Raw genomic sequence first — 11998 nt, forward strand, 5'->3', positions numbered from 1 at the left:
TCTATTCCATCATAGTCTTCATCATACCATGGAACAAAATTGGAAGGACAACCATCGATTGCTCCTTCATAATCTTCCTGTAAATTAGGACATGCATCTGAAGAGTCATCAACACCATCATCATCATCCAAGTCATCAGCAGCAAAAACAGGACTAACGGGCATACTAGTCAATGTGGTTAGAAGTAGCAATAAGAATGACAAAGAGGGTATTTTTTTCAAAGCCTAAAAATACGTCGAGGATCCAGTTATTAAACCTCACTCTGGAATTTAGCAAAAAATCAAGAGATTTCAGAAAAGTATGCATGTTAGACAAAAAACTCGATTAATTTAAGTAAACCAAAACACGATCTGAACTGATGAGTTGTTCTGGGGAAACAGTTGAAGAAGAAGATCGTTTAATTCAGATCAAGCCTGCAATATCTGATCAATTAAAAAAAGCAAAGTACGGTGTATCTGATCATTCTACAGTAGAACTCTGTCATTGGACAAAAAAATCATTCAAACATGAGGGGAGTTGTTACAAACACAAGTTTTATGGAATATCAACTCATAGATGTATGGAATTTTCACCAGCTGGAATGCATTGTGAAAATAGATGCGTGTATTGTTGGAGGCCAATGGAATTTTATGATTCAATGAAAATGGAACCAGAACATGTTGCAGAACCTAAAGAAATTTTAACAAAGTTGATGGCTGAAAGAAAAAAATTAATCAATGGATATTATGGAGATTCAAGAAATGATAAACAAAGATTAGATGAATCGTTATTACCTAGTCACTATGCAATTTCACTTTCTGGTGAGCCAACAATGTATCCAAAACTTCCAGAACTGATCAAGTATCTTAATTCACTTGAAGCAACAAAATCAATTTTTCTTGTAACAAATGGTCAAGAGCCAGATATGATTCAAAAATTACAAGATGAGAATGCATTACCGACACAGTTGTATCTATCTACAAATGCTGCAGATTATGAATCATTTATGAAAATTAACAAGCCAAAATATAATGACTCTTGGGAAAGATGGAATAGAACACTTGACATGTTAAAAGATTTGAATACACGAACCGTGTTAAGAATTACTTTGATTAGAGACTATAATGATCAAAAAGAAAATATTTCATTATTCACAAAAATGTTTGAAAAAGCAAGTCCACATTTTATTGAAATTAAATCATACATGCATATTGGACGTTCAACCAACAGATTAGAACATGCCAACATGTTAGAAATGGAAGAGGTAAAAGAATTTAGTGAAGGAATAGCAAATCAAAGTAAAATGTTTTCAGTGATGGATGAAAGTATTGTTTCAAGAATCTCCATATTGCAAAATAATGAAAGATTCATTGATCGTTATATCCCTACTTATTCAAATACCATTTAGAAAATTTCTTTAATGCTTTGTATCTATGAGATAATTCATTTTTATTTCCAAGTTCAGCAAATGTTTTCTTTAAATTATTTGGAATGAAGATAGGATCATATCCCCAACCTTTTCCTTTTTGGGATTTAGAGATTTGTCCATTTAGTTTTCCATCAAAGGATTCTAAAAAAAATTTATCACAGTAACTTATGATCGAAATAAATTTTGCATTGCGATTATTTTTTACGAGATCTAGAATTCCTTTATTTCCAATAGTTTTGAAAACATATGATGAATATGGACCGGGAAAACCTCCAATTGAATCAATGAATAACCCATCATCTTCAATCAAAATAGGTTTTTTGAATTTAGAAAATGCATCTCTTGCTTTGGCAATTGCAATTTCATGTAGTGAATTTGATTGGATTTCTTTTAGGTCAGATTTTAAAAAACCCAAACTGATTCCAAATAAATCTAAAATGTTCTTTGCCTCATGATATTTGTGACTGTTTGAAGAAACAAAAAAAAGATCAAACGACTTGTGCATATCTACCACGACTCTCAATATCTGAAACAAGTTTAGTAATTTTGGAATAATATGCTGGACCAACTATTGATTTGTATCCATTAAGGAAATTTTTCCATGATGAAAGCATGATTCTTGCATGCGCACTATTAAGAATCTCTTTAATTAGTCTCAAATCAACTGCGTGGTCCTCAGGTTTTATTGTGATTTGAGATAATCCAAAATCAATTACAAATACAGTTTGTTTAAATAAAATAAAATTCGAAGTTGTCAAATCACCATGCATGATTCCATTTTTGTGTAAAATTCCAACTAATTTTCCCATATCTTTTGATAGTTCAATGATTTTTGATTCAGATAAATCATGAACGGGTTTTCCAGGAATTTCTTGCATCATAATAGAAGTGTCATCTAAATTGACAAAATAAACAAGCGGTGTAGGAATTCCATATGATTTGACAAGAGATAGTGTTTGTGATTCTTTAATTGTTCTTTGTTTACGAATCTTTGAGTCAAGTGAAGGATTTCTATATTTTTTGATTTTTCTAATTTTTAATATTGCATTAGAATCATGCCATTTAGTTTGATACAAATCTGCCTCGGCTCCTTTTTTGATTAGTTTCATTAACATTATATCCAGAAGAATTCAATAAAAATTAATCATGGATAAAGGAGAAAAGAGAATAAAGCAAGAAGATTGTAGTGAAGATAAACTAGGTGCAGGAATTCTTACATTAACTAACAAAAGATTGGCATTTGATAAAACAAATGCAAGAGTAATGGATTTTTCAAAACATTTTGGAGAAACTGTTTTAGATATTTCATTAGACAATGTAATTAAAACATGGAAAGAGGGATTGTTAATGAAAAAAGTCTGTTTTGTGACAAAAACAGAGAAAGGAGAACAGACTTTCAAGTTCGGAGTTTTTAATACCAAAAGTTGGGTTAAAAGCATTGATCAAGCAATTGATGAAAACAAGAATCAATAATGTACTTTAACAGAATCTAATCGCCATGATTGAGTTACAAATGTATCTTTTAATGCAACACCTTGTTTAACTTGAGATTCTAGTAGTCCAGTCCAACATATTTGGCTTCCACAATCTCCTGCATATTCTAATGGCACCACAAAAAATTTACAACCATGTCTTTTACACACATCTTTTAGCATTGCAGATAGTCGTTTGTTTGCTGCAACTCCTCCCACTATCATCAATTCTTTTTTTCTTGTAAATGACAATGCACGTTCTACTGCTTCACTAATCATTGCAAATGCAGTTTCTTGAAGAGAATAACATGCGTCTTCTTTGTTTTTTGTTGCAACAGATTTAGTTGCAGATAATAATCCAGAAAAAGATACATCATTTCCTTTTACAGAGTAAGGCAACAACACATAGTTTGAAGATAAATTTGCTAATTCTTCAATATTTTTTCCACATGGAGATGCAAATCCAATTGATCGACCAAACTGATCAAGTAACTGACCTAAAGTAATATCCAAAGTTTCACCAAACACCCTCCATTGTTTATTTAGAAATGCCAAAAGCATAGTATGACCTCCTGAGACCAAAAGTACCAAAGGGTTAGTTGCACCAGTTAACAGCTTCCCTAATTCAATATGCCCAATTGCGTGATTAACAGGATATATCGGAATTTTGTAAAAGGATGATAATGAACGCGCAACTACTGCTCCCACACGTAAACATGGGCCTAATCCTGGACCTGCAGCATATGAAACAATGTCCAGATCTTTAATTGAAATATTTGCCTCTTTAAGACAATCAGATAAAACTAGAGAACTATTTTCAATGTGATGACGAGATGCCTCACGAGGATGAATTCCTTCTCCCTCATCAGGGCGATAAATTTTTCTAACATCTGATAAAATTTTTCCTTTTTTTCCAGTTTTTTCGATAATTGCACAAGAAAATGTATGAGCTGTGCTTTCAATTCCAAGACCTAACATACTAACCACGACTTAATGTTGATACAATCTTGATAACATCGCCATTTTTTAGTTTTTGATCTCCGCTAATCCTTTGTTTCGTCTTACAATTTATTGCATGTAAAAATCCTTTTGCAATATCAGCATGAATCAATTCTGCTAGATCTTTTGCAGTAGAATCTTGAGGAAGTAATTTTGTATCAGGCAGTATGATTCCATCTTTGTTGGTAAGCTTCGTTTCATCCTCAACAGGATAAACCACAATAAATTTTAGAGAATCAAAAACGGCAGTATTTAGTATTTTTTGAATTCCAGTTGAGGGAATTTTTGAAAAAACGAATTTAACTAATTCAAGTGCTTTTTGTTGAGGTGGAGGAATTTCTTTTCCTTCAACAAGTGTAAAACCTTCATCGCCAGAAGAGTAATTTACAATTCCAGCTTTTGATGCCTTTCGTAAAAGTAATTCAGTTTCAGCACTACAGGGAATAACAATGTCAGGGATTTTTTTAATAATTTCAAGATCATGGCAAAGATCTGCTTTGTTTGCTGCTATAATCATGGGTTTTGTGCTTTTTCTTAACTCTTTAACAAAAATTTCAATGTCATCATCATTCCATTCTTTTGGATTTTTAGTCACAAATCCTAATTTTTTGAGAATTTCTTGAACTTGAAAATCTTTAATTCCCAAACCAGAAAATCTTTTTGCAATACCATCAGTAAGCTTTGCTCGTTTTTGATCTATTTCACGAGTTATCTTATCCCATTCTCTTTTCAAAATATCTGCAAACCATTGATCAAATTCATCTTGAACAAAAGCAACGTCTTCTAACGGATCATGTGTTCCAGCTGGAACAGGTTGACCTTGAATATCAGTAGTTCCTGCTATGTCAACAACATGAATTAAAACCTCGGCTTGTCTTGCATCATCTAAGAATTGATTACCCAAGCCCTTTCCTTCATGTGCACCAGGAACTAATCCTGCAACATCAATGAGTTTCACCGGAATAAATCTAGTCCCATTTACACACAACTCATTGTCATGTTTAATTCCAAAATGTTTGCATGCACAATCTGCTTTTACATATGCCACTCCAATATTTGGTTCAATTGTAGTAAAGGGAAAGTTTCCTGATGCCACAGGAGTTTCAGTTGCCGCTGAAAAGAATGTAGATTTTCCTACATTTGCCTTTCCAAGTAAACCAATTTGCAATATTGTGCAAAACTCAATTCTACTTATTAGTATTGCAGAAATCATTTAACCTGTGAATTAGACTTTCAAAGCATGTCAATTGTAATCACAGGGAATCCAGGAGTTGGAAAACACACAATTACACAAGAAATTGCTAAGAAAATGAAATTATCTGTAATAGACATCAATGCAGTTGCAAAAGATTCAGGGTTATTTGAAAAAAACGAAGATACAAGTGATATTGATGTTGAAGAATTAGAAAAAATCCTAAAACAAAAAATTTCTGAAAAGAATATAATCGTAGGACATTTGGCACCATATGTTTTAAGAAAAAATCAGATAAAAATCATGATTGTTTTAAGAAGAAGCCCCTATGATTTAATGTCAGTTTATAAAAACAGAGAATATTCAGATAAAAAATGCAAAGAGAATACAGGTAGTGAGATTCTAGGGATTATTGCGCATGATGCAATTAACAAATTTCAAGAAAAAGTGTTTGAGATAAATGTCACAGAAAAATCCATTCCAGAAGTAGTAAAGCATGTAATGCAAGCAATTTTACAAAATGAAGGAAAGGACCAAGTAGATTGGCTTGGATTGGTGAGAAAAAATAATGATTTGGGAAAATTTTTTGTTGATTGATTAAATAACGCCTTTGAATTTGTGTAGTTACTTGTTTGAAATTTCTAAAACTGATTTAGCTGGAAGGATTGGTACTTTGTATACTAATCATGGAAAAATTGAGACTCCAGCATATGTTCCAGTAATTCACCCAGTTAAACAAACAATTCCATCGAAAAAAATTCGAGAGATGGGTTTTAATTTAGTAATTACTAATGCATACATTACAAAAAATAATTATGGTGATGAGGCAGTTGAAAAAGGAATTCACAAAATAATTGATTTTGATGGAGGAATCATGACAGATTCAGGAGGATATCAAGTTCTTGAATATGGAGATGTCGATGTATTACCACCAGATATGGCGAATTTCGAAAAAGGAATATTGACAGATTTTGCAATTCCACTTGATAAGCCGACAGGATATGGAATGCCAATTAAAAAAGCAGAAGATTATGTTAAACACACTCTAAAAGTTTCAAAAGAAACACTTGATGATAGATTAGACAATGGTCAGATCTGGATTGGTCCAATTCAAGGAGGAGAACACTTTGATCTAGTTGGTAAATCTACAAAGAGTTTGGTAGAAATGGGTTTTCAGATGCTCGCTTTGGGAAGCCCAGTTGAATTCATGGAATCATATGAGTATAGATTGTTAGCACAGATGATAGTTGCTGCAAAAAAACAGATGCCACATTCAATTCCATTACATCTTTTTGGTGCAGGACACCCTTTGACAATACCATTTGCAATAGCCTTAGGATGTGACACATTTGATTCAGCATCATACATGCTTTATGCCAAACAATTAAGATACATCACAGATGATGGTACACGGTATTTATCAGATATCGAGGTGTTTCCATGTAATTGTGAAGTATGTTTAAAGCATACCCCTAAAGAATTTCTTCAATTAGATGTAACTGAAAGAATCAATCAATTAGCAATCCATAATTTGTATGCTATCAAGCTTGAAGTAGACAAAGTGAAACAAGCAATTCATGAAGGAAGGTTATGGGAATATGTTATTAAAAAGGCAAGAGCTCACCCTAAATTATTTGAAATGATTGAAGTGATGACCGAAAATTATGAATTTCTTGGTTTAGGCACTCCAAAATTCAAAGAAAAAGCAATTTTTTTGTTTAGTAAAGAGGATCAATATAGGCCAGAAGTTCAATCTTTCCATAAAATTGTTAGAAAATTCAAATCAAAGAAAAAGAAGATCATCATAATTAAAGAATCAAGTTCAAAACCAGGATATCTCTCTCATCAATATACAGGATTAAAAAAGAAACTCAAAGATTTTGAGTCATTTCAAATATGTCAATACAATCCAATTTTAGGATTAATCCCAATTGAAATTTCAGATATTTTTCCAGCAGCACATCATGAAACATCTAGAATAGATTTCGAGCCGGAAGAATTCCCTACATTTGAAAAAACATGGAATGATTTCTTTTCAAACAATAAATTTTCAGAAATCAGTTATGATAAAGAAAATGAATTCCTCAAATATTTTGTTAAAATTTTACCAAAAGAGATCAAGAAAAAATCTTTTGAATAATAAAAAATAAGAAAAAAGAATGTGCTAAAAGATGCTGCTTATAGAGCGGCGTCTTCTGCCCAACCTTTGATGAAGATACCGTTTTTGTGAAGAGGTACTGGTTGTCCAGCTGTGTAATTCATTGGTCTCATCCAAAAGATTGATTTTGTTGGGCATACACCGATGCATGCACCATCAGAAATACATCTTTCTGGGTAAAAGACAAATGCTTTACCTCTCTTCCAGCCTTCAACTGGTTTTACTCTAAGGACATCAGGACCAAGGGTTGTACAGATTTCTACACATAGTGCACATCCGATACATCTTTGCTCGTCAATGTCTGGAAGTATTGCTATTGGCATTACAAAATTAGAATTGATTGGTGACTATTTAAACCATGATTGAAATTCATAACCCTGTTATGAAAATGATCGAGTCAGAATACATGCGCAGAATCTAGATTAAAGAATTTAAAAAACAAAAAGATAACGTGGTGTACACGTTTATTTTCTCATTGCATCTATTTGACCAGAAGTGACCCAGTCAAGTAGCTCTGCTGAAGATGGATTAAGGTCTGCTTTCTGATTCATCAGATTGTTAACCCAAATCCAGTTAATTTGGTTTAGGAGTGGTTTGTTTGCTTCGTCACCTGCACGTGTTTTAGCGACGACGGCTTGATCTTGTTGTCCTAACCATTCTTGGAAGCTTCTTCCCATGAGAATCGAATCTTAGCTTACACTAATTAAAGCTTTTGTAGATTCCATGATAGGCACAATGATCGGATCGCCCCTACGAAGGTTTTAACGTAGATAGAATATCATTTTAATTCTTGAAAGTCAAAGTTCTGGGTGCTGCAAATGAAGTGGGCAGATCAGGATTCTTGATAGATTGCAATGGCACAAAATTATTACTAGATTATGGAGTAATGTTTGGACGTAGAGGCAGTCCACCTCAATATCCGCTCCATGTAAAACCAAAAGATTTGGATGCCATCATCATCAGTCATGCTCATCTAGACCATTCAGGTAATGTCCCGTCTCTTTTTGTAAGTGGAAATACTGATGTTTATGCTACTCCACCAACATTTGATCTTTCAAAGTTATTAATTGAAGATATGCTGAAAATTGAAAAAAATTCCCATCCGTTTGATCTGCCAGAAGTAAATAACATGATGAAAAATGCTAAAGAAATTGGATTTAGACAAAAAGTTACTAAAGGAAATGCAACTTTTGAATTAAGAGAATCAGGACATGTGATTGGTGGAAGTACAGTACTTGTAGAGTCAGAGAAAAAGCGTCTTTTCTATACAGGAGACATTAAAACTTATGGTTCTAGAATGCTTAAAGAAATGGATTTAGACATAGGGGAAATTGATTTACTAATTACTGAGAGTACATATGCTAAGACAGAACAAAAACCTAGGAAAGAATCAGAAGCGGAATTAATAGAATTTGCAAATGAAGTAATGGATAGAAAAGGAACATTGTTTATTCCTTCATTCTCAGTTGAACGCTCTCAAGAGATTGCGTGTATCTTAAGAAGTTCAAATTTTAAACATAAGATCATTATGGATGGAATGGCATTAAAAGTAAATGAGATAATGTTCAAACATCCAGGTTACCTAAGAGATCCACAAGTATTTTCAGATGCCATAAAGCATGCAACATCTATCAGAGAACATGCAGAAAGAAAACGTATCATGGAAGAACCATGTGTTGTAATATCACCAGCTGGAATGTTAGTTGGAGGAAATGCAGTGTATTATTTACAACAGTTATCTTTTGATAGTAAAAATGGTATAGCTCTGGTTTCTTATCAAGGTGAAGGGACACCGGGAAGAAAACTACTTGATACAGGAATGGTGTCAACTAGAGGCAAAGATCTTGCGGTTAAAGCAGAAGTAAAACAATTTCAGTTTTCAGGACATGCAGATAGAAAAGAATTGTTTGATATGATCAAGCAGATTAAAGGAAATCCAAAGGTATGTACTGTTCACGGAGACGCCGAATCATGCGATATGTTTGCTAAAGAAATTCATGAACAATTTGGTTTAGAGGCATTTTCTCCAGCAGTTAATGAAGAAATTACTGTTTAAGATGCAAAATAAGTGTATCATAGATGTAAATAATTCAATAAATAGCGGCCAAGTATTTCTTTGGAAAAAAAACAACTCAAATTGGTATGGTGTAAATGGTCAAGACATTTTAAAAATAACTGATTCCGGTAAAATAAAATCATACAAAAATATCAGGACAGATTTTTTTCGAAAAAAAGACAATATCGAAGAAATTATCAAGTCAATTTCAAAAGATCCCATTACAAAAAATGCTGTAAAGCAATATCCAGGATTGAGAATATTTGAGCAAGATCCCTTTCAATGCTTAATTTCATTTATTGTATCATCAAACTCTAATATTCAAAAAATTAAAAGCAGTTTAGAGAAGTTATCAAGAAAGTTTGGCATTAAAACAGAATTTGATAATCAAGAGTTTTTTTTATTTCCCAAACCAGAAAACCTTGCAAAGGCATCAATAAATGAAATTAAAAGTTGCGGTACAGGATATCGTGCTAATTTTATCAAAGATGCAGCAAACAGAGTAATGTTAAAAAAAATTAATCTTGAAAACTTGAAAGAATATAGCTATCAAGAAACCAAAAAAGAAATTTGTCAAATTTCAGGAGTGGGAAACAAAGTTGCAGATTGTATTATGTTATTTTCATTAAACAAGTTAGAGTCATTTCCATTAGATAGATGGATGATCAGAATTCTAGAAAAATATTATTCAGATAAATTTCAACTTGAGACTAAAACAATTACAGAAAAACAATATGAAATTCTCCATGAAAAAATTGTTGAACACTTTGGTCCATTTGCTGGATATGCGCAGCAATTTCTCTTTAAGATGGAAAGAGAAAACTACCAAAAGAAGTGGCTGTAAACCCTTAAAATGGTAATTAATTGCTAGGTTTTTGGGCCCATAGCTCAGCATGGATAGAGTGCCGGACTTCTAATCCGATGGTCAAGGGATCGAAGCCCTTTGGGCCCGCTTAACAAAATTATTATTCAGATTTAGAAACAAAGTTTTTGTGAAAGATTTAGAATTTGAACTAAATTCAACAGATATTCATCCAAATTCAGAAATTAAAGGGACAATATCAGTTGCATATCAAGGAAGATACGATGGTGTTGTTGTAAATACGACAATTTTGGATTCAAATGAACATATTATTTACAAGTCATATAACGGAAAAAAGATTTCTCAGAATGTTTCTAGATTATTTATCAATAAAGATGTCATGCCAGAACATAAAGCAGAATTTTCAGCAATCATTAATTTTGAACCAAAACACGAACATGAAATTAAATTCAGAGTGTCAATTATTGAGCAGCATAAAGAAATTGAAAGTAAAATAATTTTTGCAAAATATTCTATCTAGAATCTACTCTTTTCTACTATAATCGAACCAGTCATCCATGGATGGGGTTGACAATGGTAATGTACTTCTTGAGGTTCAGTAAACAAAAATTCATACTCATCTCCAGGTTTTAAAACTCCTTCTGAACCAAAGTCCCCACTATAACCATCGGCATGACGGTGATCAGGTGTAACAGTATGAGCAGTATCATCATAGTTTATCCATTTTACATTATTTGTAAAGGTCAGCAAGACAGTTGGATTGTTTGGAACATAGTTATCATTACCCTCAATTACTGCACCTGGAACAATTTCAATAATGAAGAATTCTTCTTCTGGATGTAAAATATGATCAGAGACAGATGGTTTTGCCATAGATTCAGGAAGATAAAATGAAGTGTAAAACACAATAGAGGCAGACATGCCAATAATTAATGCAATCATACCAATTCCATATGCATGACTTGATGTTGGTGTGCTCATAATTTTCTCACTCCATCAAGATCATTAGAGCCGATATTTGAATTGTTATTTGCATTTACTCCCAGATCTGCCTGAGTTTTTGGCACAGATATTTCAGCTGCCAATTCTTTTGCTTCAGGTTTTACATCAGATGTTGCTCCACTCTCAGGAAGTTTACTTGATTCTTCAGATGTTTCTGGTTCTGCAAGTTTTGGTTTCTCATCTACTACAGGTATTGGTGCAGGTGGAGGGGCATTCTTTTCTTGGCTCATTGCATATCTGTAAACATGGAAGAAGGCAGCAAACACCAGCAGTATAATTCCTACAAAGAACAATGAAACATTCTTCATTCCAGTTAATGCTGCATTATAAGCTGCAATGTTTAAGAATACTTGGAATGCCAAAAGTGCAACCAATAACCAGTTAATCCATTTTTCTGAAAGGCTGATAGTAGCTACTTTTTGCGGACCGTTGCTTTTTGCAAGTTTTGATTTTCGTTCAGCTTCATTTGCTAGTTTGATCATCATGTATGTAAATCCAAATCCTAACGGTACCAACAGAATCATTGTTGAATAGAAGAATATTGGATCGATTACCAAACGTTCAACTAATGGAATTGAAATATCTGGTGAGATATAGAATCCCCAGTATGTCGTAACCATGATTTGAGCAAGACTAGTAATTCCAAATGCAGTAATTATTGGTCTGTCTCTCCATGAGAACTTCTTGTATCTGTCGATAAATGGAATTAACACAAACGATATAATGAATAATAATGGCCACAGCAAGCCTGTAACAAATTTGTCATATTGCGTCCTCATGAATGCATAGATTCCAGTAAGATACCATTCAGGAACTGTCACGCCGGGTGGGACTGTGGGTTCAAACTTGAACCCCATATCAATTGGAAATACACCACCTGTAATCAAA

The 11998-nt window shown here is 33.1% G+C and carries 15 protein-coding genes, 1 tRNA gene and 1 pseudogene; 8 read left to right on the forward strand and 9 right to left on the reverse strand.

The window, feature by feature from the left end; all coding sequences use genetic code 11:
- Positions 1-191 (reverse strand): hypothetical protein (locus OEW78_RS08210; protein ID WP_300326823.1); only part of this gene is annotated, 191 nt, incomplete at its 3' end.
- A gap of 167 nt (positions 192-358) precedes the next feature.
- On the opposite strand from OEW78_RS08210, the gene twy1 reads away from it, so the two are divergent.
- A complete protein-coding gene (gene twy1, locus OEW78_RS08215; protein ID WP_300326796.1) occupies positions 359-1387 on the forward strand; it encodes a 4-demethylwyosine synthase TYW1 in 1029 nt (342 codons plus the stop codon).
- Here twy1 and rdgB read toward each other — a convergent pair.
- Positions 1365-1913: an RdgB/HAM1 family non-canonical purine NTP pyrophosphatase gene (rdgB, locus tag OEW78_RS08220; RefSeq protein WP_300326822.1), complete on the reverse strand. Its 549-nt coding sequence runs from the start codon at positions 1911-1913 to the stop codon at positions 1365-1367. The two genes, twy1 and rdgB, sit on opposite strands and share 23 nt — an antisense overlap.
- Entirely contained in the window at positions 1897-2517 is a 621-nt protein-coding gene (locus OEW78_RS08225) for a KEOPS complex kinase/ATPase Bud32 (RefSeq protein WP_300326799.1), read from the reverse strand. The genes rdgB and OEW78_RS08225 overlap by 17 nt, the downstream gene beginning before the upstream one ends.
- A gap of 37 nt (positions 2518-2554) precedes the next feature.
- Here OEW78_RS08225 and OEW78_RS08230 point away from each other — a divergent pair, with 37 nt between their 5' ends.
- Complete coding sequence (locus OEW78_RS08230) at positions 2555-2881, forward strand: hypothetical protein (protein WP_300326802.1); 327 nt, start codon at positions 2555-2557, stop codon at positions 2879-2881.
- Here OEW78_RS08230 and kae1 read toward each other — a convergent pair.
- On the reverse strand, positions 2875-3858 hold the full coding sequence (kae1, locus tag OEW78_RS08235) for a KEOPS complex N(6)-L-threonylcarbamoyladenine synthase Kae1 (protein WP_300326805.1): 984 nt from the start codon (positions 3856-3858) through the stop codon (positions 2875-2877). The genes OEW78_RS08230 and kae1 overlap by 7 nt on opposite strands.
- Position 3859: 1 nt before the next feature.
- Complete coding sequence (locus OEW78_RS08240) at positions 3860-5047, reverse strand: redox-regulated ATPase YchF (RefSeq protein ID WP_300326808.1); 1188 nt, start codon at positions 5045-5047, stop codon at positions 3860-3862.
- Between the two features lie 72 nt (positions 5048-5119).
- Between OEW78_RS08240 and OEW78_RS08245 the strand changes: the two genes are divergently transcribed.
- Together OEW78_RS08245 and tgtA are read left to right on the forward strand one after the other, a co-directional pair.
- Complete coding sequence (locus OEW78_RS08245; protein WP_300326811.1) at positions 5120-5668, forward strand: AAA family ATPase; 549 nt, start codon at positions 5120-5122, stop codon at positions 5666-5668.
- A gap of 31 nt (positions 5669-5699) precedes the next feature.
- Complete coding sequence (tgtA, locus tag OEW78_RS08250) at positions 5700-7211, forward strand: tRNA guanosine(15) transglycosylase TgtA (RefSeq protein WP_300326812.1); 1512 nt, start codon at positions 5700-5702, stop codon at positions 7209-7211.
- Between the two features lie 38 nt (positions 7212-7249).
- Here tgtA and OEW78_RS08255 read toward each other — a convergent pair whose 3' ends face one another.
- Both OEW78_RS08255 and OEW78_RS08260 read right to left on the reverse strand, forming a co-directional pair.
- A complete protein-coding gene (locus tag OEW78_RS08255; protein ID WP_007403030.1) occupies positions 7250-7552 on the reverse strand; it encodes a 4Fe-4S binding protein in 303 nt (100 codons plus the stop codon).
- 141 nt (positions 7553-7693) lie between these two features.
- Positions 7694-7906 carry a hypothetical protein gene (locus tag OEW78_RS08260; RefSeq protein ID WP_012215921.1) on the reverse strand — a complete coding sequence of 71 codons (213 nt, stop codon included), beginning with the start codon at positions 7904-7906 and terminating at the stop codon, positions 7694-7696.
- Positions 7907-8019: 113 nt separating this feature from the next.
- Here OEW78_RS08260 and OEW78_RS08265 point away from each other — a divergent pair, with 113 nt between their 5' ends.
- The 4 genes from OEW78_RS08265 (at position 8020) to OEW78_RS08280 (ending at position 10628) form a co-directional block, all read left to right on the forward strand.
- The gene (locus tag OEW78_RS08265) at positions 8020-9285 is read left to right on the forward strand and encodes an MBL fold metallo-hydrolase (protein ID WP_300326814.1); all 1266 of its coding nucleotides are present in this window, start codon (positions 8020-8022) and stop codon (positions 9283-9285) included.
- Positions 9266-10129, forward strand: a complete 864-nt coding sequence (locus OEW78_RS08270; RefSeq protein ID WP_300326816.1) for a DNA glycosylase — start codon at positions 9266-9268, stop codon at positions 10127-10129. The genes OEW78_RS08265 and OEW78_RS08270 overlap by 20 nt, the downstream gene beginning before the upstream one ends.
- 33 nt (positions 10130-10162) lie before the next feature.
- A tRNA-Arg gene (locus tag OEW78_RS08275) sits at positions 10163-10237 on the forward strand.
- A gap of 40 nt (positions 10238-10277) precedes the next feature.
- Positions 10278-10628: a hypothetical protein gene (locus tag OEW78_RS08280; protein ID WP_300326817.1), complete on the forward strand. Its 351-nt coding sequence runs from the start codon at positions 10278-10280 to the stop codon at positions 10626-10628.
- Here the strand turns inward: OEW78_RS08280 and OEW78_RS08285 are convergent.
- Together OEW78_RS08285 and OEW78_RS08290 are read right to left on the reverse strand one after the other, a co-directional pair.
- Complete coding sequence (locus tag OEW78_RS08285; protein WP_300326820.1) at positions 10625-11089, reverse strand: plastocyanin/azurin family copper-binding protein; 465 nt, start codon at positions 11087-11089, stop codon at positions 10625-10627. The two genes, OEW78_RS08280 and OEW78_RS08285, sit on opposite strands and share 4 nt — an antisense overlap.
- Positions 11086-11998: pseudogene (locus OEW78_RS08290) on the reverse strand (cytochrome bc complex cytochrome b subunit); the annotation flags it as partial. The gene OEW78_RS08285 and the pseudogene OEW78_RS08290, both read right to left, overlap by 4 nt.

Source organism: Candidatus Nitrosopumilus sp. (genome assembly GCF_029882185.1).
Taxonomy (GTDB): Archaea; Thermoproteota; Nitrososphaeria; order Nitrososphaerales; family Nitrosopumilaceae; genus Nitrosopumilus.